Genomic DNA, 21,996 nt, shown 5'->3' with positions numbered 1-21,996 from the left:
CATGAACGTCTTGCTCAAGCAGACCTGGGCGGGCCTGCGCCTGCTCATCGCGATGACCGTGCTGCTCGGCATTGTTTACCCGCTCGGGGTGTGGGCGGTGTCCCGCATCCCCGGCCTCCAGGGGCACGCCGAGGGCTCGGTGGTGACGCAGAACGGCCAGGCCGTCGGCTCGTCGCTGATCGGCATCGACCCGGTGCCCGCAGACGCCGCGCACGACCCGTGGTTCCACAACCGGCCCTCCGCCAGCTCGAAGGACGTGCTCGGGCCGGGCGACCCGTCGACGTCGGGGCCGTCCAACAAGGGGCCGTACAACGAGGATCTGACCAAGGCCATCGCGCAGCGGCGGGCTTTGATCGCCCAGCGCGAGGGCGTCACCCCGGCGGAGGTGCCCGCGGACGCGGTGACCGCCTCTGCCTCGGGCCTCGACCCGGCGATCAGCGTCGCCTACGCCAACCTGCAGGTGCTTCGGGTGGCGCGCAACACCGGGCTGAGCGAGGAGAAGGTGCGGCAGCTGGTCGCGGACAACACCACCGGCAACGGAATCGGCGTGCCGGGTGTGAATGTGCTTCGGCTCAACCTTGCCGTGCATTCGGCCGCTCCTGGCGCACACTGAACACTGTGAGCACCTCTGACACACCCCCGAAGCCGCGCCGAGGCGAACTGCGGATCTACCTCGGCGCGGCTCCGGGCGTCGGCAAGACCTTCGCCATGCTGGGCGAAGCGCGCCGCCGCCTCGACCGCGGCACCGACGTGGTCGTCGGCCTGGTCGAGACGCACGGCCGCAAGAAGACCGCCGACCTGCTCGACGGGCTGGAGGTCGTGCCGCGGCGCACGGTCAGCCATCGCGAGCACGAGTTCGCCGAAATGGACCTCGACGCGGTGCTCGCCCGCGCGCCCGAGGTCGTCGTCGTGGACGAGCTGGCGCACACGAACGTGCCCGGCGGGCGGCACGAGAAACGCTGGCAGGACATCGACGAGCTGCTCGAAGCGGGCATCGACGTGCTGTCCACGGTCAACGTCCAGCACCTGCAGAGCCTCAACGACGTCGTCGAGCGGATCACCGGCGTCACCCAGCAGGAAACCGTGCCGGACGAGGTCGTGCGCCGCGCGGAGCAGCTGGAGCTGGTGGACATCACGCCGGAGGCGCTGCGGCGGCGGCTCGCGCACGGCAACGTCTACCCGGCCGAGCGCATCGACGCCGCGCTGGGCAACTACTTCCGGCCCGGCAACCTCACCGCGCTGCGCGAGCTGGCGCTGCTGTGGGTGGCCGACCAGGTCGACGTCGCGCTGCAGCGGTACCGCGCCGAGCAGAAGATCACCGATACGTGGGAAACCCGCGAACGGGTGGTCGTGTCGATCACCGGCGGGCCGGAAAGCGAGACGCTGATCCGGCGCGCCAGCCGGATCGCCACCCGGGCGGGCGCGGAACTGCAGGTCGTGCACATTCTGCGCGGCGACGGTCTCGCCGGGCTCGGGCCGACCGCGATGGCCCGCTGCCGCACGCTGGCCGAGGAGGTCGGCGCGACCTTCCACGCCGTGGTCGGCGACGACGTGCCGACCGCGTTGCTCGACTTCGCGCGCGGGGTCAACGCGACCCAGCTGGTGATCGGCACGTCGCGGCGGTCCCGGGTCGCGCGGCTCTTCGACGAGGGCATCGGCGCGACGGTGATCCAGCAGTCCGGGCCGATCGACGTGCACATGGTCACGCACTCCTACGCCGGCGGACGGCTGCGGGCGCGGCTGGGCACGAGCCCGCTGGCGCCTTCGCGGCTGGTGATGGGCTGGGTGCTGAGCATCGTGGCGCCCGTGGTCGCGACCGGTCTCGGCGTGCTGTTGCGCGACGCGGTCGAGTTCTCCACCGACGTGATCCTCTTCGTGCTGGCCACAGTCATCGTCGCGCTGGTGGGCGGGCTCGGCCCGGCTTTGGTCGCTGCGATCTTCGGTGCTGGGCTGTTGAACTTCTTCTTCACACCGCCGCTGTACACGCTGGATGTGCACAGCCCGCAGAACGTCGTCACGCTGATCGCGATGGTCGTGGTGGCGGTGATGGTGGCGCTGGTCGTCGCTTCCGCTGCTCGACGGGGGGTGGCGGCGGCGCGGGCTCGGACGGAGGCGTCGTTGCTGGCGTCTTATGCGCGCACGGTGCTGACCAATCCGAACCCGATCGAGCGGTTGCTGGAGAAGGTGCGGGAGAACTTCGGCCTCACTTCCGTGACGCTGCTGGAGAAACGCAATGGCAAGTGGGACAAGGTCGCGCTGTCCGGCGGGGAGCCGTGCGCTGACCCGGATGAGGCCGATGTGGACATTGCGGTGACCGCCGACGTGCACCTGACGCTGCGCGGTCGCGCCTTGCCCGCAGCGGACCGTCGAGTGCTGGAAGCCGTTGCGGGACAAGCGTTACTCGCCTTGCGGCAACAGCGGATGGCGGCAGCTGCGGCAGCCGCGGAACGAAAAGCCGAGGCGACCGAACTGCGCACGACGCTGCTGTCCGCAGTCGGACACGACCTGCGGACGCCCCTTACGTCCATCAAGGCGGCGATCGGCAGCCTGCGCGCGCCGGACCTGTCGCTGTCCGATGAGGACACTGAGGAACTGATGGAAGCCGTCGAGCTTTCGGCGGACCGGCTCGCCGGGCTGATCGACAACCTCCTCGACTCTTCACGGCTGGCGACCGGCGCGGTCACCCCGCATCTGCGGCCGGTCGGCTACGACGAGGTGGTCGCCCACGCGTTGTCCAATGTAGACAACACGCAAGGGGTTCAGGTATTCGTGGACGCACGGTTGCCTTCCGTGCAAGCGGATCCCGGCTTGCTGGAACGGGTGATCGCGAACGTGCTCGACAACGCACTCCGGCATGGCGGCGGCGACGTTTCGGCACGGGCGAGCGCGCATTCGGAATTCGTGGAGCTGCGGATCGTGGATCACGGCAAGGGTCTGCGGAAGGGCGCGGCGGAGTCCGCTTTCGCGCCCTTCCAGCGACTGGGCGGGGACCGGGACTCGACGCCGGGCGTCGGGCTGGGGCTGTCCGTCGCGAAGGGGTTCACCGAGGCGATGGGCGGTACGGTTCGCGCCGAGGACACTCCGGGCGGAGGGTTGACGGTGGTGATCTCGCTGCCGGCCTGTACCGGGCGGGAACTCGTGGAAGCTGAACCGGCTGAGGAGGGCGTGGCGCGATGACTGCCGACCAAACGGCGACGGTGCTGGTCGTCGACGACGAACCGCAGATCGTGCGGGCGCTGCGGATCAACCTCAACGCACGCGGGTACAAGGTGATCACCGCACACGACGGCACCGCCGCGCTGAAAGCGGTCGCCGAAACGAAGCCGGACGTGGTGGTGCTCGACCTCGGCCTGCCCGACCTCGACGGCACCGAGGTGATCGCGGGCCTGCGCGGCTGGACCACGGTGCCGATCATCGTGCTGTCCGCGCGCGGCGATTCGGCGGACAAGGTGCAAGCGCTCGACGCCGGTGCCGACGATTACGTGACGAAACCGTTCGGAATGGACGAACTGCTCGCCCGGCTGCGTGCCGCGGTGCGGCGCTCGTCGGTGGTGGGTCCGGACGGCGCGGAAGCCGTGGTGGACACCGGATCGTTCACGATCGACCTGGCGGCGAAGAAGGTGCTGCGCGAGGGCCGGGAGGTGCACCTGACGAAGACGGAATGGGGAGTGCTGGAACTCCTGGTCCGCAACCGGGGGCGGCTGGTGGCGCAGAAACAGTTGCTGCACGAGGTGTGGGGACCGTCGTATGAGACGGAATCCCATTATCTGCGGGTGTATCTGGCGCAGTTGCGGCGGAAGCTGGAGCCGGAGCCTTCCCGGCCGCGGCATTTGCTGACTGAGCCGGGGATGGGGTACCGCTTCGAGGCCTGACCTCTGGCCGGAAAGCGGATTCTTAAAAGACGAGCTGCTCGATCTCCTCGACGCGCCGGGTGAGCCGGAGGGAATTTATTCCTGTCGAGGAGGCTCGGGCTTCCGTGACGAGGGCACGTGCGGCGTCTAATTCGCCCACGCCGGCGTAGGACTCGGCTAGCCAGGTTTGATACAAGGCAACTTCGCGCGCGTGACTGGCTTCGTACCTGCCGATAGCCCGGGTGAGCAGCGGAGCGGCCTCCGCGGGTCGCCCGATTTCGATGAAGCAGCGACCGGCCATGACGTCGATCTCGTCACGGTTCAGCCAGTAAACCCATCCCGGCTCCTTGACCCCGGCGGAACGCGCTTCAAAGGCGTTGTCCACGGCGTCCAACGCTCTCCGCGCAGCGTTGGCGTCTCGAGACCTGGCGTACGCCCAGGCCACGCGCTCCAGCAGCAATGCCCTGGCGACGGGCGTCGCGCGCTCTGCGCCCCTGACAGCAGTCTTCGCCAGCAAGGCCGCGTCTACGGGATTGCCCACGTTTGCCAGCTGGTACGCGAGCGAGGAAAGAAGCTGACCGGCAAGCGCCTGGTCCTCCGCGTCCCGCGCGGCCGAGACGCCACGCAGGTACACCCGCTGCGCTTCCTGATAATGTCCCGCGTCGCTGGCGACCCAGCCGACAAGCTGAGAGAGTTCGCCGATCGCGATCAGGAGCCTGGTGCCGATGCTCTCGGAATAGCTTCCGAATTTCACGATTTCCGTCGTGTCCGCCAATTCCCGGTGCACGATCGGCAGGAGATCCCCTCCGCCGACCGTGTCGTCCAGGCAGCGGAGATCGATCACCCGTCGTTCGATTTCGGAGGTCAGGCTTTCGCCGACCCGCCGCCCGGATGCCCGGTGCACTGCGGCGGGTGTGTCCGCCACCAGCCATTCGTGTGCCACCCGAAGAGGATCCTGCGGCGGGCCGTAGAGAGCGTCCGCCGAGACGTTGAGCGCGCGCGAGTACGCCGTCACATGCTCTGGCCGCACGGTCCGCTTGCCGTTCTCCAGAAGGCTCAAGTACGGCTTGGTGTAATTGGTCTTGACGGCCATGGCGGACAGGCTGACGTCGGCGGCCTCGCGCGCCGCCCGCATCCGCTGGCCTAGCTCAACCATGCCCGCCCGCCACGTTTGCAAACCCTTGTAAACAGCAGCTCTGTTCTCATCACGGCGTGTAACGATCAGGCTACCGGAATGACTATCGCCGTTGAAGAACTAACCGGGCAGGGTCTTGTCCCCGAGGAACTGTTCAACCGGCTCGTGAACCGGATCTCGAAGGAACACGACATCCAGCGCGAGTTCGCCACGCGGATCATGGATCAGGCCCTCGCGTACCTCGGGGCTTGCTCCAAGGCGTCCGAGCCGTTGTCTCCGAGCGAGACCGTCGACATCGGGTGGCACATGTTCATTCTCTACACGCGCGAGTACGCCGAGTTCTGCGACCGGGTGGCAGGCCGGTTCATCCACCACGAACCCGCCGACACCGGAGTCGTCCCGGGCACGAGGACTCCGAAGGACTCGATGAGCGTGACCACGAAGGCCCTGCGCAAGGCCGGGTACGCCGTCGATCTCGAGCTGTGGGCCTCCTCTGCGAAGTGCAACCAGTGCCGGGAAGGGTGCACGCACTCTGGCGGCGACACAGGATGCCACCAGTATCAGCTAGGCGCTGATACGGTCCCCGCGTGATGGAGCGATTCGCCTGGGACGACCTGCCTGCCGCCGTCCGAGACGCGGTCCAGGCACGCCTGGGCGACGTCGTCGTCGTGCGCGAGATCGAGCAGGGACAGAACTGCAACGTCGCTCTGGTGCTGCGCTGCGATCAGGGAGACGTCTTCGTGAAAGGCGTCCGAGGAATCTGCCCGCAAATGCGCTGGCTTCGGAACGAGTCCGAGGCCGGCGATCTCGCTGCTCGCATAGCCCCGGAAACCCGGTTCAGCGAAGACATCGACGCGGACGCCTCCTGGTTCGTCGTCGGGTTCGAGCACGTCGACGGTCGTCCGGCCGACCTGTCTCCGGGTGCCGACGACCTGGCGACTGTCGCCGCGACAGTCGCCAGGATCAACGGCCTCCCCGGGGGCGCGGCGCAGCCGCTCAGCAAACGCTGGGCGCCGACCGACTGGTGGGCCAAGCTCGCGGCCGAGGCCCCGGACAAGGTCGTCGGTTTCGATATCGACGAGCTGACTGACTGGTGCCGGGATACCCCCAGTCTGGTCGAGGGGACCGCTCTGCTCCACACCGATCTCCACGAGCACCAGTTCATGATCGATGACGATTCGCCGTCGGTGCGGGTGATCGATTGGGGGCGGCCCGCCTCGGGTGCGGCGTGGGTCGATGCGGCCTTCTTGGTCGTACGGCTCATCACGGCTGGCCATGAGCCGGGCGAGGCGGAGGAGTGGGCGTCCACGATGCCGTCGTGGTCCATGCGAACGGACAAGGCAGTCACGGCGTTTGCTTGCTATGTAGCGGGATTGTGGAGCTATCGAGCCGCGACCGCGCCGTTTCCTGGAGCGACCAGGCTCGCCACCGCGGCAAAGCAGTATGCCCGGCACCGCTTGGCGAGCTAGTCAACGCGCTGCCGCGTAACGAGACCGGCAACGCACGAAGCCCCCGCCAGTGACAGCGGGGGCTTCGTGGCGCAGATCGGAAACAGGCTGTCGCCGAACGGACTTCAGCGACTCGCGGAACTCGTCGGGTTGGTGTCCGAAGTGGACTCGCTCGGCGAGGACGTCGACGACGGCTGGCCGCCGGTCGAGCTGCTGCCCGGCGGGGGCTTCGGCGACGAGCTGTCCGAGGACGGCGGAGTCGGGTCGGACGACGTCGACGTCGGCGGGGTCACCGTGTGCGAGGGAGGCGTGGTCGTTCCGCCGGTGGGCTTGGTCGGCGGCGGGTCGCTGCGATCCGACGTCGTGCCCGGCACCGGCTGTCCGCCGCCCGGTTGTCCCGCGGGCTGGCCCGCGTTCGGCGGGGGAGTGATCACGCTCGTCGTCGGCTTCCCGTCCGGGCCCACGGCCACCACGGTGGTCGGCGTCGGCGGGGCGGTCTGGCCGGGCGTCGGCGAGCCGGGGACGGTCATCGGGCCGCCCGGGACGGCGTTGCCCGGGACGACGACCTGCGAGCTGCCCTGCAGCCCGCCAAGGCCGCCGCCGGTGCTGTTCGTCGCGGTGTCGGTGACCGAGCCGGGGCCGGCCAGTTCGGCGACCGCGGCGAAGGCTGTCGCCACCACGAGGCCGCTGACGCCCAGGATGGCGTAGCCGGAGCGGCTCAGCCTCCCGCTCGCGCCCTTCGGCGGAGCGGTCGGGGCAGCGCTCACCGCGATCTCGGGCGACGCTGAGCTTGGTTCAGGCCCGTCGGGACGGGACATGCAGGCTCCTTAGAAGAGTCAACGCTCAAGTCGAGGGGCGGCACGGGGGAGCGGGGCTCCGGCCCCGGATGCCAGGCGGGAGATTATCACTGCTCAGGACCCGTTCGCGCGACCGAGGGACAGGACCGTCACGGTCCGCATCCGGGGGCGTGCGGCAGGATGGGGCCGGTGAACGAGCAGGAAACGCCCGTCCGGCTGGCAGCCTGGGTGCACGGGCAGGTGCAAGGTGTCGGTTTCCGCTGGTGGACCCGGAGCCGGGCGCTCGAACTCGGGCTGACCGGATTCGCCAGGAATCTCCCGGACGGGCGTGTTGAGGTGGTCGCGGAGGGTAATCGTGACCACTGTGGGCAATTGCTGGCCGCGCTGCGCTCCGGAACCTCACCCGGACGAGTGGATCAGGTAGTTGAACGCTGGACCGCCGCGAAAGGCGGGCTCGAAGGATTCGCCGAACGCTGAGCCCGCTGTGGCGGTTGCGGCTGATGGGGTGCTTGGGGTTGCCGGGGCGGTCGGACCTGTGCTAGGCGCGCCCGGGCGGCCTGGCCTCCCACGGCGCCGGAGAACCCCCGGGTAGCCTGTCCCGAACCGGGGGAACCGGTAGCCATCCAGTACCCGTGGCCAAGAGGGGTCGGCAGCACGTGCACCTGAAAAGCCTGACGCTCAAGGGCTTCAAGTCCTTCGCCTCGGCGACCACGCTGCGCTTCGAACCCGGCATCACCTGCGTGGTCGGCCCGAACGGCTCCGGAAAGTCGAACGTCCTCGACGCGTTGCGCTGGGTGATGGGCACCCAGGGCGCGAAGGACCTGCGCGGCGGCAAGATGGAAGACGTCATCTTCGCCGGCACCGCGGGCCGCGCGCCGCTCGGCCGCGCCGAGGTCACGCTCACCATCGACAACGCCGACGGCGCGCTGCCGATCGAGTACGCCGAGGTCTCCATCACCCGCCGGATGTTCCGCGACGGCGCGAGCGAGTACGAGATCAACGGCGACCGCTGCCGGCTGATGGACGTCCAGGAACTGCTGTCGGACTCCGGCATCGGCCGCGAGATGCACGTCATCGTCGGGCAGGGGCAGCTCTCGGCGATCCTGGAGTCGAAGCCCGAGGAGCGGCGCGCGTTCATCGAGGAGGCCGCCGGCGTCCTCAAGCACCGCAAGCGCAAAGAGCAGACCCTGCGCAAGCTCAACAACATGCAGGGCAACCTCGACCGGCTCACCGACCTCACCACCGAGCTGCGCCGTCAGCTCAAACCGCTGGGCAAACAGGCCGAGATCGCGCGCAAGGCCCAGTCGGTGCAGTCCGACCTGCGCGACGCCCGGCTCCGGCTGTTCGCCGACGACCTGGTCACCCAGCGCCAGTCCATCGCGCGCGACGAGGCCGACGAGCGCACCGCCCGGCAGCGCCGCGCCGAAGTCGAGCAGGCGCTGGAACTCGTGGCCGCCGAGGAAGCCGAGCTGGAGGCTTCGCTCGCCGAGGACGCGCCGCGGCTGCAGATCGCGCAAGAGACTTGGTACAAGCTGTCCGCGCTTACGGAACGGCTGCGCGGCACCGTGCGCCTGGCGGTGGAGCGGCAGCGGCACCTTTCTTCGGACGTTTCCGCGCCGACTGGCGGTCGTGATCCGGAGGAGCTGCTTGCCGAGGCCGAGCAGGCCGCGGAGCGCGAGCAGGAGCTGACCGAGGCGGTCATGGAGGCCCGCGAACTTCTCGCGGAAACCGTGCTGCGCCGGGAAGATCTCGAACAGCGGGTGCAGGCCGCGGAGCGCGCGCACTGGGCCGCGGTCCGGGCGATCGCCGACCGTCGCGAGGGCATGGCGAAGCTGACCGGTCAGGTCGAAGCGTTGCGCAGCAAGAACGGCGCGACCGCGGAGGAGGTCGACCGGCTGACGGTCGGTCTGCAGGAAGCCGCCGAGCGCGCCGAGATCGCGGTCGAGGAGCTGGAAGAAGCCAAAGCCGTTGGCGGCACGGAAGAATCCGACGACGCCGACCTGCAGCAGCGGCACGACCGTGCGGTGGAGGCGAACAACGCCGCCAAGGCGCGCGTCGAAGAGCTGGTGAAGGCCGAGCGCGGTTCGGAGCGCGAGATCGCGTCGGAGAAGGCGCGCGTCGAGGCCCTGTCGATGGGGCTCAAGCGCAAGGACGGCGCGGGCGCGCTGCTCGGTGCGTCCGCGGAATTGCCGGGCCTGCTCGGCTCGGTCGCCGCGTTGCTCACCGTGCAGCCGGGCCACGAGGTCGCGCTGGCCGCCGCGCTCGGACCGGTGGCCGACGCGGTCGCGGTGTCCGGCGGCGAGAACGCGTTGTCCGCGCTGAAGTACTTGAAGGACACCGATTCCGGTCGCGCCGGGATCGTGCCGGTCAGCACCGGGTCCACTGTGGACACCAGTTCCTGGCCGATGCTGCCCGAGGGCGCGCGCTGGGCCCGCGAGGTCGTCCACGCGCCGGAGCAGCTGCGGCCCGCGGTCGAGAAGGCGCTGGACCGGCTCGCGCTGGTGCCGGGTCTGGACGCCGCGCGCCAGCTCGTGGCGCAGTACCCGGCGGTGCGTGCGGTCACCGCTGAAGGCGATGTCTTCGGGGCCGACTGGATCGCCGGCGGTTCGGCCGCCCGCGAGAGCGTGATCGAGGTCCAGGCGGCGGTCGACGAGGCGCAGGAACGCTTGCGTACGGCCGAACGCGCGCTGGAGCAGTACTCCGCCGAGCTGGAAGGCGCGCGTGCCGAGCAGCAGTCTCGGCGCGAAGAGGTCGGCCAGGCGAAGGACGCGCTCGGCGAAGCCAAGGTGCGCAAGGCACGTTCGTCCGAGCGGCTCAACCGGTTGCAGCAGGCGGCCCGCTCCGCGCAGGCCGAGGTCGAACGGCTGACCCAGCAGCGCGCGAAGGTCGAGCAGAGCCGCGAGCAGGCGCTGGAACAGTTGGCAGAGCTGGAAGAACGGCTCGCTGCGGTCGCCGAACAGCCGGTGGAAGACGACCCGGACACCGCTGAGCGCGACGAGGCCGCCGAGCAGCTTGCCGTGGTGCGGCAGGAAGAAGTCGAAGCGCGGCTCGCGCAGCGCACCGCTGAGGAACGCGCGCGCAGCATCGCCGGGCGAGCGGAATCGTTGCGCCGCGCGGCCTACGCCGAGCAGCAGGCTCGCGAACGCGCGGCCAAGGCCCGGGAAGCGCGAGAGCGGGGCGCGGAAATTGCCAACGCGGTCGTCAACGCCGGTGAGTTCGCGCTGGAACGGATCGAGCTGAGCGTGCAGCGCGCGGCCGCCGAGCGTGACGAAGCCCAGGCACAGCGCCAATCCCGCGAAACCGCGCTCACCGCGGTGCGCGCGAAGGTGCGCGAGCTGTCCGGCGAACTGGAGAAGCTGACCGACGCCGTGCACCGCGACGAGGTGCTGCGCGCCGAACAGAAGCTCCGGCTGGAAACGCTGGAAGCCAAGATCGCCGAGGACTTCGGCATCGGCCTGGCGGACCTGGTCGAGGAGTACGGCCCGGACGTGCCGGTGCCGCCGAGCGCGGGCGAGATGGCCGAGTACGAGGCGGCCAAGGAGCGCGGCGAGGACGTCACACAGCCGCCGCCGATGCCGTTCGACCGCGACACCCAGGCCCGCCGCGCCAAGCGCGCGGAGAAGGACCTGACCCTGCTGGGCAAGGTGAACCCGCTGGCGCTGGAGGAATTCGCGGCGCTGGAGGAGCGGTACAAATTCCTCTCCACCCAGCTGGAAGACCTCAAGGACACCCGCAAGGACCTCGAGGCCGTCATCAAGCAGGTCGACGAGAAGATCCTGGAGGTCTTCGCCTCGGCCTACACCGACGTGGCGCGCGAGTTCGAGACCGTCTTCGGCGTGCTGTTCCCCGGCGGCGAGGGCCGGATGGTGCTCACCGAGCCGAACGATCTGCTCGCCACCGGCGTGGACGTCGAGGCCCGCCCGCCGGGCAAGAAGGTCAAGCGGCTGTCGCTGCTGTCCGGCGGCGAGAAATCGCTGGTGGCGGTCGGCATGCTGGTCGCGATCTTCCGCGCCCGCCCTTCTCCGTTCTACGTGATGGACGAGGTCGAGGCGGCGCTGGACGACACCAACATGCGCCGGCTGATCGGCCTGCTGGAGCAGCTGCGCGATTCGTCGCAGCTGATCATCATCACGCACCAGAAGCCGACGATGGAGATCGCCGACGCGCTGTACGGCGTGAGCATGCAGGGCGACGGCATCACCAAGGTGATCTCGCAGCGGCTGCGCGCCGCGGACGAGGAGCCGGTCCCGGCTTCCTGAGCGGGGTTGCGCCGATCTGGGCGATCCTGCCCGATCGGGCAGGCCTGTCCGGACACTCGTCCGTTCGGCCAACTGCCGCGGAGGCCGCGCGTCTTCAGGGGTGTTCGAAAGCACCACATCCTGGAGGGGATTCGACAATGCGCACCATGGTGGCCCGCACCCTGATTTCCGGTTCGATGCTCGGCGTTGCGCTGGCGGTCGCCGCGTGCGGCGGCGGTTCGCAGACCGGACAGGCCGCGGCGGCGCAGAGTTCGCTGTCCGCCGCGCCGACCGCTTCGTCGGTGGCAGCACCGAGTTCTTCCGCCACGCCCGCTCCGTCCACCCAGGCGCAGGCTCCGACGCACGCGAGCAAGCCCAAGCCGCACCCGACTCCGGCCAAGCAGCCCGGCGACCGCCTGCCGGGCAAGGGCGAACTCGGCAACGGAGCCGACTGCGGCCCGATCGACGGCCCCGGCGGCAAGGTCGACGTGGTGACCGAAGCGATGCCCGCTGGGACCGTCGGCTGCACCGAGGCGATCAACGTGATGTCCGACTATCTGGCCCAGGCGCCGACCAAGGCCGAGGGAACCGGGCGTTTCCTCGACGTCGACGGCTGGAACTGCGGTTACGACGGCGGGAACGGCGGCAGCAAGCAGATTTTCTGTGGCAGCAAGGGTCTTTCGTTCCACGGCAAGGCCGTCTGAGCGAAGCACTTTTCTCTCGCACCCCGGGTACGAACGGGTAGAAAGCGGGCGCCACGGCTGTCCGGGCGAGGCCCGCTGCTGGCACGGTCGATCTCGTCCGGCGGCGCGGTCTTCGCCGCAGCGGCCGGGATCACTTTCAAGGCAGCACTGGGAGAAAGGTTCCACAGCGATCATGCCTTCACTCGTCAAGAGACTCGCGATCGGCGGCGCGGCGGCGCTCGCCCTGGCCGTTACCGTTCCGTCCGGTCAGGCGTTCGCCATCGACCGGGTCGCCTGCAACGGCCGCACCGACTTCGTCCAGCTGCGCCTCGCGGGCGGAAACCCGTGGGACGGCAGCGATGTCGCCTGCTTCGCCAACGGCGGCGCGACGTACGTGGATCTGGGCGGCGTCACCCGGGTCGACTCCGGCAACAACTCGGTGACCCTGTTCTGGGACGGCGGCCGGACCGACCTCGGCCACTGGCAGGGCGGCGACCTGAACTTCGTGCACGTGCGCCAGGTCTGGATCCACTAAGCGGTTTCGCTGACGGCCCGGCTTCCCGAACGCGGGGAAGCCGGGCCTTTCGCTGTCGCACTGCCGACCCGGCGCGGGCCGCTTAGGGTGATCTTGGCCGATCGGCGGCCGCATCCCGGGGAGGAAAATCTTCATGCGCACGAAGCTGTCCAAAGCCGTTGTCACGGCGTCGATTCTCGCGTTCGGCGCGCTGGCCGCGGCTTGCGGCGGGAGCAGCGACACAGCGGCTCCGTCGTCGGTCTCGGCCGCGCCGACGGCCACTTCGGCACCGGAGAGCGCGGCGTCGAGCACCAAGTCCGCGCCCGCGAGCAAAACGCACAGCGCGAGCAAATCCCAGGACAGCAGCCCGGACACCGGCGAGACTGTCGGCCCGCCGGTCGACTGCGGTCCGATCGACGCGCCCAACGGCAAGGTCGGCCTGATCGCCACCGAAACCAAGGCCGGACGTCCCGGCTGCACCGAGGCGATCGACGTGATCACCGAGTATTTCCAGGAAGCCCCCAAGAAAGCCGAGGGCACCGCACACGTGCTGACCGTGAGCGGCTGGCGCTGCATGGCCGACACCGGCGCGCAGGGCAGCGGCCGGATCGGCTGCGACAAGGACGGCATGGTCTTCTACACCCAGCCGTAAACGCACTCTCGCCGGGTTCCCTCGGGAACCCGGCGAGAGAAAAGCGCTGCTAGGCAGGGGTTTCCGCGGGTTCTTCGACCTTCTCGACGTTCGGGTCCACGCCGCGCCGCCGCAGCGACAGCAGGCCGCCGACGATCAGCGTGATCAGCACGCCGGCGAAGGTGTACCAGTACGTCGCCAGCGGCACGAGCGTCTTCGTCGCCGCGCCGAAGTGGAGGTGCACCTCGGTCGTCGCCTTGTCGAATTTCACGAACAGGATCAGGAACGCCATCCCGACCACCGAGCAGGCGAACGCGATCACCGCGTCGGACTGGCGGGCCTTGCGCACCAGCAGCCCGAGGAAGAACGAGCCGAGCAGCGCGCCGTAGGTGTAGCCGACGATCCCGAGGCCCTGCTGGATCACCGGGTCCTTCGAGTTCGTGAACATCGAGGCGAAGACCGCGAACACCGCCGCCCAGATGAGTGTCCACATGCGACCGTGCCGCAGCAGCTTGGCGTCCTCGATCGACTTGTGCGTGAACCGCTGGTAGAGATCGGCGATCGTCGAAGTGGACAGCGCGTTGAGCGCGGACGCGAGCGCGCCCATGGTCGAGGCGAGGATGCCGGCGATCAGCAGCCCGGCCAGCCCGACCGGCAGGTCGTTGACGATGAAGTTGGAGAACACGTCGTCGCCGGACATCTTCCCGGCCGCGACCGCGGTGGCCGTCGAGCCGGTCTTGCCGCCGGTGTAGACCCAGAGCATCGCGCCGACGAGCAGGAACAGCGCGAACTGGATGAACACCACGATGGACGAGCCGATCAGCGCGCGCTGGCCGTCGCGGAGGTTCCGGCACGACAGCAGCCGGCCGACGATCAACTGGTCCGCGCCGTGCGAAGCCATCGACAGGAACGCGCCGCCGACCACCGCGCAGAGGAACGCGTACGGGTTGGTGAGCAGGTTGGCCGTGAAGTCGGTGAGCTGGAAGCGGCCCTGGCTCGAAGCGATCTGCGTCCAGCCGGCCGGCAGCTTCGTGGACAGGAAGATCACCGCGCCGATCGCGCCGAGGATGTAGAGCGACCACTGGATGACGTCGACCCAGATCACCGACTTGATGCCGCCGACGAACGCGTAGATCACGGTGAGCGCGGTCAGCAGCACGACGATGTGCCAGTACTCGGTGTGGATGCCGTAGTGGCCGAGGATCGCCTTGATCGGGATCGCCCCGGCGAACAGCCGCAGCCCCTCGGCGAGCAGCCGCGTCACCACGAAGGTGACCGACGCGGTGCCCTGCAGCCCTCGCCCGAAGCGGCGGCCGAGGAATTCGTACGCGCTCACGTAGTTGCCGCGGAAATAGCGCGGCAGCAGCACGAACGCGGCGATCACCCGGCCGATGATGTAGCCGAAGGCCACTTCCAGGAACAGGAAGGCGCTGCCGAACACGAGCCCGGGCGTGGAGATCACGGTGAGGGTGGACGTCTCGGTCGCCACCACCGAGAGCGTGACCGCCCACCACGGCATGCTGCGCTCGCCGACGAAGTAGTCGTTCGCGGACTTCTGTCTGCGTCCGATCAGCACGCCGATGACCGGCATCGCCGCGAGATACACGATGACGATCACCAGATCGACTGGATTCATGGGGTTCTCCTACCGTGATTGCCCGGATTCCGCGACCCGGAGCCGGGTCGCGGCGCCCCCCAGCGGGGCGGGGAGATTCAGGGGCGCCGCACCCGGCGTCAGCGCGCCGAGCAGGCGGGGACCGCTCGCGCCGGTGGCCGACGGCAGCGTCGCCGGGACGCCGCACCAGCTCAGCCAGCCGAGCAACGCAGTCAGGTAAGCCTCTTTGCCGGAGCCGGGGAGGCCGAGGTCGTCGCTGGTCCGGAGCGCGCCGTCGGGCAGGAGCCGGGCCAGCGCGGCCATCGTGGCGGGGTTCGCGACACCGCCGCCGGACGCGACGACGGTCGCCACGCCGTGCCGCCGGCATTCCGCGGCGACCGTCGCGGCGGTCAGTTCGGTGAGCGTGGCCAGCAGATCCTCCGGGGACAACGGCGGCAGTCCGGACAGGGCTGCGTCCAGGTATCCGCCGTGGAAGTGTTCCTTGCCAGTGGATTTCGGGGGAGGGGCGGCGAAATAGGGGTCCGCCAGCAGCTGGTCGAGCAGGTCTTTCCGGACCGCACCGGCGAGCGCGAGCCGTCCGTCGACGTCGGCGGACAGCTTGCCGTCGCTGACGTGGGCGGCGGCGAGATCGAGCAACGCGTTGGCCGGGCCGGTGTCGTACGCGAGCACCTTGTCGGACTGCGTGATCACGGTGATGTTCGCGATGCCGCCGAGGTTGAGCGCGGCCACCGGACGTCCGGTCTCCTCGGCGAGACCGCGCAGCCACATCGCGTCGAGCGTGCTCGCCAGCGGCGCGCCCTGACCGCCCGCGGTGATGTCGCGGATGCGGAGGTCGGCGATCACCGGCACTCCGGTGCGCTCGGCGATCCACGCCGGCTGCCCGAGCTGGAGCGTGCCGAGCGCGACGCCGTTTTCGACCCAGTGGTAGACGGTCTGGCCGAGCGAGGCGATCACGTCCACCGGTCCGTACGCGGCGATCCCGCGCGCGGCCGCGTCCGCGAACGCCTGGCCGACCCGGGTGTCGAGGACGGTCAGCTGCCGCGCGCTGCTCGGCCGGGGCGGGAGTGCGTCGAGGAGATCCGCGCGGAGGCCGGCGGGATAGGGCACGTCGAGTTCGCCGAGCGGGGTGAGGACGACTGTCCCGTCGTCGTCGCGGATTTCGGCGACCGCGACGTCGATGCCGTCCACGGACGTGCCCGACAGCAGACCGAGGACGCGGAAACAGTGGCCGGCGGGGGAGGTCATCCGATGTGGTCTAGTCAACGCGGAAGGGGTGACGCAAGACGCTTCGTGGAGTCTTGGCCGAATCGGAACCGTTCGCGTTACTCGTTGGCCTGTCGGTGGGGTGTCCCGTGGCTTGTGCACGCGGATGACAGGATGGTGGCGTGTCGAGCACCTGGTTCTGGATCGTTGTCGTCGCCGTCGTCGTCCTGGTCGCCGTTCTGGTGTCCGGGCTGCTCATCGCGCGCAAGCGGCGGATCAGCATGGCCGAGCGGCGCGCGGTCGAAGAGAAGCCGAAGGGCGGCGGGTATGCCGCGAGCGGCGGGATCTCGCTGGCGCCCGGCGGGAAGACCGCGGAGGCCGAGCCTGCCCCCGCTCCGTCTCCGGACCCGGTGGTCGAGCATCCCGTCGAGGACCGCCCGGAGGTCGACGGCCAGCCCGCGGTCGGCGACGACGCCGCGGTCCCGCGAGACTCCGACCAGCGCACGGTGCGCGACGTCAAGCTCCCCGAGCCGGTCGAAGAAGAGGCCCCCGAGGCCCCCAAGACCGTCGAGGCCCCCGAGGCGGTCGTGCCGGGAACGGTCGAGCCGATCGAGGAGATCGAGTCTCCGGCCGGTCGCCTCGAGCGGCTGCGCGGCCGGCTGTCGAAGTCCCGCTCGGTGTTCGGGCAGAGCCTGCTGGGCCTCCTCGGCGGCGGTGACCTGGACGAGGACTCCTGGCAGGACGTCGAAGACACGCTGCTGCTGGCAGACCTCGGCGCCGCCACGACGACCCAGATCGTGGACCGCCTGCGCGACGAACTGAACCGGCGCGCGGTGCGCACGTCGGACGAAGCGCGCGAGCTGCTGCACGAGGTGCTGACCGCGGCGCTGTCGACAGACGCCGAACGCTCGGTCCGCGCCCTGCCGCACGAGGTGGACGGCAAGAAGCAGCCCGCGGTCGTGCTCGTCGCAGGCGTGAACGGCACCGGCAAGACCACGACGACCGGCAAACTCGCGCGAGTCCTGGTGGCCCAAGGCGGAACCGTCGTCCTCGGCGCGGCCGACACCTTCCGCGCCGCCGCCGCCGACCAGCTGCAGACGTGGGGCGAGCGGGTCGGCGCGTCGGTCGTGCGAGGCAAGGAAGGCGCGGACCCGGCCGCGGTCGCGTTCGACGCGGTCAAGCAGGGCATCACCGAGGGCGTGGACACGGTCCTGATCGACACCGCCGGCCGGCTGCACACGAAGACCGGCCTGATGGACGAACTCGGCAAGGTGAAGCGGGTCGTCGAAAAGCAGGCGCGGGTGGACGAGGTGCTGCTCGTGCTGGACGCCACGACCGGACAGAACGGCCTCGCGCAGGCGCGGGTGTTCGGCGAGGTCATCGACGTGACGGGGATCGTCCTGACGAAGCTCGACGGCACGGCCAAGGGCGGGATCGTGTTCCAGGTCCAGCGCGAGCTGGGGGTGCCGGTGAAGCTGGTCGGATTGGGCGAGGGGCCGGATGACCTGGCGCCGTTCGAACCTGGTGCGTTCGTGAACGCTTTGCTGGGCTGATTGCCCTGGCCGGGTGAGTAAGGGGTAAAGCGGACATCTCTCGCAGAGTGGCCTGCCACGGTGAGTGGGGGCCATGCACCGTCCGATCCTCGCCGCCGCCGGTGGACAGAAAGCCGGTCTCACGGCCAAAATCGGCGCGGTGAACGGCACCGATGTGAAGTACAACGTCCAGGTCGATCAGAAACCGATGAATTGAGCCGCGTCGCGCTCCGCCTGCTGACCGAAGCCGACCGAAGCCGCGTCCGCGAAATCCTCTCCACGCCCGAAGTAGCGCAGTGGTGGGGCGAAGCCGACGAGGAAACCGACGGCCTGCTCTCGAAAGAGGGCGACCAGCACGCCTACGCCATCGAGTACCGCGGCGAGACCGTCGGCATCATCCAAAGCTGGGAAGAAACCACACCTCGCTACCGCCACGCCGGAATCGACCTCGCCGTGCACCCCGACCACTACGGTCTCGGGCTCGGCGCGGAGGCGATCCGGATCCTCGCCCAGCGTCTGTTCGACCAAGGCCACCACCGGCTCACCATCGACCCGGCGGCGGCCAACGTCCGTGCGATTCACGTGTACGAGAAGCTCGGCTTCCGCCGCGTCGGGATCCTCCGCGACTACGAGCAGGGGCCCGACGGGACCTGGCACGACGGCCTGCTGATGGACCTCCTCAAAGGCGAACTCAAGGGCGAACTCAAGTAACCGGCAGCTGCTGCGAAAGCCGGTCCGCGATCTTCTGCACCACCGGCGCGATATGGCTCACCGCGTCCGCCGTCAGGCGTCCGGACGGGCCGGAAACCGAGACCGCCGCGGGCACCGGCGCTCCGGGGATCGCGACGGCGATGCAGCGCACTCCGAGCTCCTGTTCCGCCTCGTCCAGCGCGTAACCCTGTCCGGCGATCTTCTTCAGCTCCACCGCGAGCGCGTCCGCGTCGGTGAACGTGTGCTCGGTGTATGCGGGCATCCCCGTACGTTCCAGCAGCGCCGCGACCTCGTCGGCGGGCAGTTCCGCCAGCATCGCCTTGCCCACGCCGGTGCCGTGCGGCAGCAAGCGCCGTCCGACCTCGGTGAACATGCGCATCGAGTGCTTCGAGGGCACCTGTGCGACATACACCACCTCGTCGCGTTCCAGCACCGCCAGGTTCGCCGTCTCGCCGACCTCCTCGACCAGCTCCACCAGCAGCGGCCGCGCCCACGCGCCGAACTGCATGCTCGCGTTCTCGCCGAGCCGGATCAGCCGGGCGCCGAGCGCGTAGTGCCGGTTGGTGTTCTGCCGGACGTAGCCCAGCGACACCAGCGTGCGGATCAGCCGGTGGATCGTCGGCATCGGCAGCCCGGACAGGGTCGCCAGCTCCGACAGGCTGGCCTCTCCGCCAGTGTCCGCCAGGTGCTCCAGCAGCTCGAACGCGCGCTGCAGGGACTGGACGCCGCCGTCTCGTCCGCTCTTCTCAGCCGCCACCAGTGGTCCTCCTCACAGACCCGATTGATGTTCCGCTATGCAGAAACTATAGTCCGTCAGGTAAAAACCGTAGGGACGTTATCCAAAGCACTACTCGGGGTGTTGCGCATGTCTGAGGTCCAGGTTCTCGGCGGGTCCGTCGAGCGTGGGGACGAGATTCTGACGCCGGAAGCCCTCGCTTTCGTAGCGGGCTTGCACGACGAGTACGCCGCACGGCGCGACGAACTCCTCGTCGCGCGGGGCAAGCGGCGCGAGGAGGCCCGTACCACCGGCCGCCTCGATTTCCTCGCCGAGACCAAGGAGGTCCGCGAGAGCGACTGGCAGGTGGCCGGCGCTCCGGCCGCGCTGCGCGACCGCCGCGTGGAGATCACCGGTCCGACCGATCGCAAGATGACCATCAACGCCCTCAACTCCGGCGCCAAGGTGTGGCTCGCCGACTTCGAGGACGCCAACACGCCGCACTGGGCGAACGTCGTGGGCGGCCAGGTCAACCTGTCCGACGCGATCCGCGGCACCATCACGCTCGACCAGAACGGCAAGCACTACGAGCTGAAGCCGGACGTCGAGCACGCGACGATCGTGGTCCGCCCGCGCGGCTGGCACCTCGACGAGCGGAACCTGACCTTCGGCGGGCGCAAGGGCGTCGGCGCGCTGGTCGACTTCGGCCTGTACTTCTTCCACAACGCGCAGGAACTGCTCAACCGCGGCAAGGGCCCGTACTTCTACCTGCCGAAGATGGAAAGCCACCTCGAAGCGCGGCTGTGGAACGACGTGTTCACGCACGCCGAGAAGGCGCTGGGCATCCCGCACGGCACCGTCCGCGCCACCGTGCTGATCGAGACCATCCCGGCCGCGTTCGAGATGGAAGAGATCCTCTACGAACTGCGCGAGCACGCCTCCGGCCTCAACGCAGGCCGCTGGGACTACCTGTTCAGCGTCATCAAGTACTTCCGCGACGCGGGCGAGAAGTTCGTGCTGCCGGACCGCAACTCGGTCACCATGACCGCGCCGTTCATGCGCGCCTACACCGAACTGCTCGTGCGCACCTGCCACAAGCGCGGCGCGTTCGCGATCGGCGGCATGGCGGCGTTCATCCCGAGCAAGGACCCGGACGCCAACAAGGGCGCCTTCGACAAGGTGCACGCCGACAAGTCGCGGGAGGCCGGGGACGGCTTCGACGGTTCGTGGGTGGCGCACCCGGGCATGGTCGCACTCTGCAAGGAAGAGTTCGACAAGGTCCTCGGCGACCAGCCCAACCAGCTGGGCCGCACCCGCGACGAGGTGAGCGTGACCGCCGACCAGCTGCTTGACGTCGCCTCGACGCCGGGCAGCGCCACCGCGGCCGGGCTGCGCGCGGCGGTCGACGTCGGCATCCGCTACCTGGCCTCGTGGCTGGGCGGCAACGGCGCGGCGGCGATCCACAACCTGATGGAGGACGCCGCCACGGCGGAGATCTCGCGGTCGCAGGTGTGGCAGTGGGTCAAGAACGGCACGCAGCTGGACAACGGCGAGAAGGTCACCGCGGAGCTGGTGCGCGGCGTCGTGGCCGACGTCCGCGGCGAGCTCGCGGCGGAGGTCTCCGACGATCTGCTGAAGCCCGCGGTCGAGCTGTTCGAGCAGGTCGCGCTGGCTGAGGAGTTCCCGGACTTCCTGACCCTGCCGGCGTACGAGCACATCCAGTAATGGGCGACGGACGGCTCGCCGAGGACGTCTACCGCAACGCCGACGCGCGGTTGGCCGAGGCCGACGCGCGCGTGGCGGCGCGGTATCCCGGCGAGTCTCCGGGCCGTCGTCCGGTGCACACGGTGTACGTGCCGGCGTCGCAGTACCGCACGCGCCTGGTCGCCGATTGGGGCAAGCAGGCGATGCGGGTCTTCGTCGAACACGGCGACCTGCTGAACCTCGACCCGGCGGTGGCCGAGCGGGTCCGCGAGAAGCTCCTCACCGAGCCGATCGAGGATCTCCGCATCGACTTCGAGGACGGCTACGGCCATCCCGGCGACGAAGCGGAGGACGCGGCCGCGGAGGCCGCCGGGCGGACGCTCGCGACCACCGGCGGTACCCCGTTCGTAGGAATCCGGTTCAAGAGCTTCGAAGCCGCGACGCGGCGTCGGGGCATCCGGACGCTCGATTTGTTCTTGTCCGGCTTGCTGTCCGAAGGATCGCTGCCGGACGGATTCGTGGTGACGCTGCCGAAGGTCACCGCGGTCGAGCAGGTCGAAGTCGCCGCGGAAGTGTTGGGGCGACTGGAAACCGCGTACGGACTGGCGGACCGCGCATTGCGGTTCGAGGTGCAGATCGAGACCGCGCAGTCGATCCTCTCGACTGACGGCACGGTCTCGGTGGCACAGATCATCCAGGCCGCGGACGGCCGGTGCTCGGGCCTGCACTACGGGACTTACGACTACAGCGCGGGTCTCGGCATCAGCGCGGCGTACCAGAGCATGGCGCACCCCGCGGCCGACTTCGCGAAGCAGTTGATGCAGGTCGCGGCTGCCGGAACGGGTGTGCGGCTGTCCGACGGTTCGACCAACCGGCTCCCGGTGGGCGACGACCTGCCGGGTGCGTGGGCCGAACATCTGCGGCTGGTCCGACGGTCGCTGGAGAACGGCTTCTACCAGGGCTGGGACCTGCATCCGCACCAGCTGCCGACCCGGTACGCGGCGACGTACGCCTTCTACCGCGAGGGCGCCCCGGCGGCGGCCAAGCGGTTGCAGGACTACGCGTCGAAGACGGCCGGGGGAGTGCTGGACGAACCCGCTACGGCGGAAGCGCTGGCCCGGTATCTGCTGGGCGGGTACAACTGCGGAGCGCTGGCCGAGTCGGAGCTGCCGTTCGAACCGGCGCGGCTGGACGCGTACGCGCGGCGGCAAGCCTGAAC

Annotated in this window: 20 protein-coding genes; 16 read left to right on the top strand and 4 right to left on the bottom strand. The window is 69.5% G+C overall.

Going from position 1 to position 21,996, the window contains the following annotated elements; translation table 11 throughout:
• The first annotated feature begins 1 nt into the window (after nucleotide 1).
• The 3 genes from ACZ7OI_RS26580 to ACZ7OI_RS26570 are packed head-to-tail and all read left to right on the top strand — an operon-like array spanning nucleotide 2 to nucleotide 3,872.
• Entirely contained in the window at nucleotides 2-613 is a 612-nt protein-coding gene (locus ACZ7OI_RS26580; protein ID WP_470266885.1) for a potassium-transporting ATPase subunit C, read from the top strand.
• 5 nt (nucleotides 614-618) lie between these two features.
• Complete coding sequence (locus ACZ7OI_RS26575) at nucleotides 619-3,177, top strand: DUF4118 domain-containing protein (protein ID WP_470266884.1); 2,559 nt, start codon at nucleotides 619-621, stop codon at nucleotides 3,175-3,177.
• Nucleotides 3,174-3,872 carry a response regulator gene (locus ACZ7OI_RS26570; RefSeq protein ID WP_470266883.1) on the top strand — a complete coding sequence of 233 codons (699 nt, stop codon included), beginning with the start codon at nucleotides 3,174-3,176 and terminating at the stop codon, nucleotides 3,870-3,872. The genes ACZ7OI_RS26575 and ACZ7OI_RS26570 overlap by 4 nt, the downstream gene beginning before the upstream one ends.
• Nucleotides 3,873-3,894: 22 nt before the next feature.
• Here ACZ7OI_RS26570 and ACZ7OI_RS26565 read toward each other — a convergent pair whose 3' ends face one another.
• Nucleotides 3,895-5,007 (bottom strand): helix-turn-helix domain-containing protein, encoded by a 1,113-nt coding sequence (locus ACZ7OI_RS26565; RefSeq protein WP_470266882.1) that lies wholly within the window; start codon nucleotides 5,005-5,007, stop codon nucleotides 3,895-3,897.
• 78 nt (nucleotides 5,008-5,085) lie between these two features.
• On the opposite strand from ACZ7OI_RS26565, the gene ACZ7OI_RS26560 reads away from it, so the two are divergent.
• From ACZ7OI_RS26560 to ACZ7OI_RS26525, 8 genes are all read left to right on the top strand, one after another.
• Nucleotides 5,086-5,577, top strand: a complete 492-nt coding sequence (locus ACZ7OI_RS26560) for a glycine-rich domain-containing protein (RefSeq protein WP_470266881.1) — start codon at nucleotides 5,086-5,088, stop codon at nucleotides 5,575-5,577.
• Nucleotides 5,577-6,455: a phosphotransferase family protein gene (locus ACZ7OI_RS26555; RefSeq protein ID WP_470267157.1), complete on the top strand. Its 879-nt coding sequence runs from the start codon at nucleotides 5,577-5,579 to the stop codon at nucleotides 6,453-6,455. Before ACZ7OI_RS26560 ends, ACZ7OI_RS26555 begins: the two co-directional genes overlap by 1 nt.
• Nucleotides 6,456-6,521: 66 nt before the next feature.
• Complete coding sequence (locus ACZ7OI_RS26550) at nucleotides 6,522-7,142, top strand: hypothetical protein (RefSeq protein ID WP_470266880.1); 621 nt, start codon at nucleotides 6,522-6,524, stop codon at nucleotides 7,140-7,142.
• A gap of 269 nt (nucleotides 7,143-7,411) precedes the next feature.
• Entirely contained in the window at nucleotides 7,412-7,708 is a 297-nt protein-coding gene (locus ACZ7OI_RS26545) for an acylphosphatase (protein ID WP_470266879.1), read from the top strand.
• A 179-nt stretch (nucleotides 7,709-7,887) separates the two neighbouring features.
• The gene (gene smc / locus ACZ7OI_RS26540) at nucleotides 7,888-11,490 is read left to right on the top strand and encodes a chromosome segregation protein SMC (RefSeq protein ID WP_470267156.1); all 3,603 of its coding nucleotides are present in this window, start codon (nucleotides 7,888-7,890) and stop codon (nucleotides 11,488-11,490) included.
• 137 nt (nucleotides 11,491-11,627) lie between these two features.
• On the top strand, nucleotides 11,628-12,173 hold the full coding sequence (locus tag ACZ7OI_RS26535; protein ID WP_470266878.1) for a hypothetical protein: 546 nt from the start codon (nucleotides 11,628-11,630) through the stop codon (nucleotides 12,171-12,173).
• Between the two features lie 172 nt (nucleotides 12,174-12,345).
• Nucleotides 12,346-12,687: a beta/gamma crystallin domain-containing protein gene (locus ACZ7OI_RS26530; RefSeq protein WP_470266877.1), complete on the top strand. Its 342-nt coding sequence runs from the start codon at nucleotides 12,346-12,348 to the stop codon at nucleotides 12,685-12,687.
• A 133-nt stretch (nucleotides 12,688-12,820) separates the two neighbouring features.
• Nucleotides 12,821-13,318, top strand: a complete 498-nt coding sequence (locus ACZ7OI_RS26525; RefSeq protein ID WP_470266876.1) for a hypothetical protein — start codon at nucleotides 12,821-12,823, stop codon at nucleotides 13,316-13,318.
• A gap of 49 nt (nucleotides 13,319-13,367) precedes the next feature.
• Here the strand turns inward: ACZ7OI_RS26525 and ACZ7OI_RS26520 are convergent, their stop codons facing one another.
• Together ACZ7OI_RS26520 and ACZ7OI_RS26515 are read right to left on the bottom strand one after the other, a co-directional pair.
• Nucleotides 13,368-14,933, bottom strand: coding sequence for a sodium:solute symporter (locus ACZ7OI_RS26520; RefSeq protein ID WP_470266875.1), 1,566 nt, complete (start codon nucleotides 14,931-14,933; stop codon nucleotides 13,368-13,370).
• A 9-nt stretch (nucleotides 14,934-14,942) separates the two neighbouring features.
• Nucleotides 14,943-16,157: an anhydro-N-acetylmuramic acid kinase gene (locus ACZ7OI_RS26515; RefSeq protein WP_470266874.1), complete on the bottom strand. Its 1,215-nt coding sequence runs from the start codon at nucleotides 16,155-16,157 to the stop codon at nucleotides 14,943-14,945.
• A 140-nt stretch (nucleotides 16,158-16,297) separates the two neighbouring features.
• On the opposite strand from ACZ7OI_RS26515, the gene ftsY reads away from it, so the two are divergent.
• The 3 genes from ftsY (at nucleotide 16,298) to ACZ7OI_RS26500 (ending at nucleotide 18,358) form a co-directional block, all read left to right on the top strand.
• Entirely contained in the window at nucleotides 16,298-17,668 is a 1,371-nt protein-coding gene (gene ftsY, locus ACZ7OI_RS26510; protein ID WP_470266873.1) for a signal recognition particle-docking protein FtsY, read from the top strand.
• 73 nt (nucleotides 17,669-17,741) lie between these two features.
• Nucleotides 17,742-17,864 carry a hypothetical protein gene (locus ACZ7OI_RS26505; protein ID WP_470266872.1) on the top strand — a complete coding sequence of 41 codons (123 nt, stop codon included), beginning with the start codon at nucleotides 17,742-17,744 and terminating at the stop codon, nucleotides 17,862-17,864.
• On the top strand, nucleotides 17,861-18,358 hold the full coding sequence (locus ACZ7OI_RS26500; protein ID WP_470266871.1) for a GNAT family N-acetyltransferase: 498 nt from the start codon (nucleotides 17,861-17,863) through the stop codon (nucleotides 18,356-18,358). The genes ACZ7OI_RS26505 and ACZ7OI_RS26500 overlap by 4 nt, the downstream gene beginning before the upstream one ends.
• Here the strand turns inward: ACZ7OI_RS26500 and ACZ7OI_RS26495 are convergent.
• Nucleotides 18,351-19,115, bottom strand: a complete 765-nt coding sequence (locus tag ACZ7OI_RS26495) for an IclR family transcriptional regulator (RefSeq protein WP_470266870.1) — start codon at nucleotides 19,113-19,115, stop codon at nucleotides 18,351-18,353. The genes ACZ7OI_RS26500 and ACZ7OI_RS26495 overlap by 8 nt on opposite strands.
• A gap of 108 nt (nucleotides 19,116-19,223) precedes the next feature.
• Here ACZ7OI_RS26495 and aceB point away from each other — a divergent pair, with 108 nt between their 5' ends.
• Together aceB and ACZ7OI_RS26485 are read left to right on the top strand one after the other, a co-directional pair.
• Complete coding sequence (gene aceB, locus ACZ7OI_RS26490) at nucleotides 19,224-20,798, top strand: malate synthase A (protein WP_470266869.1); 1,575 nt, start codon at nucleotides 19,224-19,226, stop codon at nucleotides 20,796-20,798.
• Entirely contained in the window at nucleotides 20,798-21,994 is a 1,197-nt protein-coding gene (locus ACZ7OI_RS26485; protein ID WP_470266868.1) for a DUF6986 family protein, read from the top strand. Before aceB ends, ACZ7OI_RS26485 begins: the two co-directional genes overlap by 1 nt.
• Nucleotides 21,995-21,996: the final 2 nt, after the last annotated feature.

Source organism: Amycolatopsis sp. NPDC114503, assembly GCF_055633655.1.
This window is presented reverse-complemented; position numbering and strand designations above follow the sequence as displayed.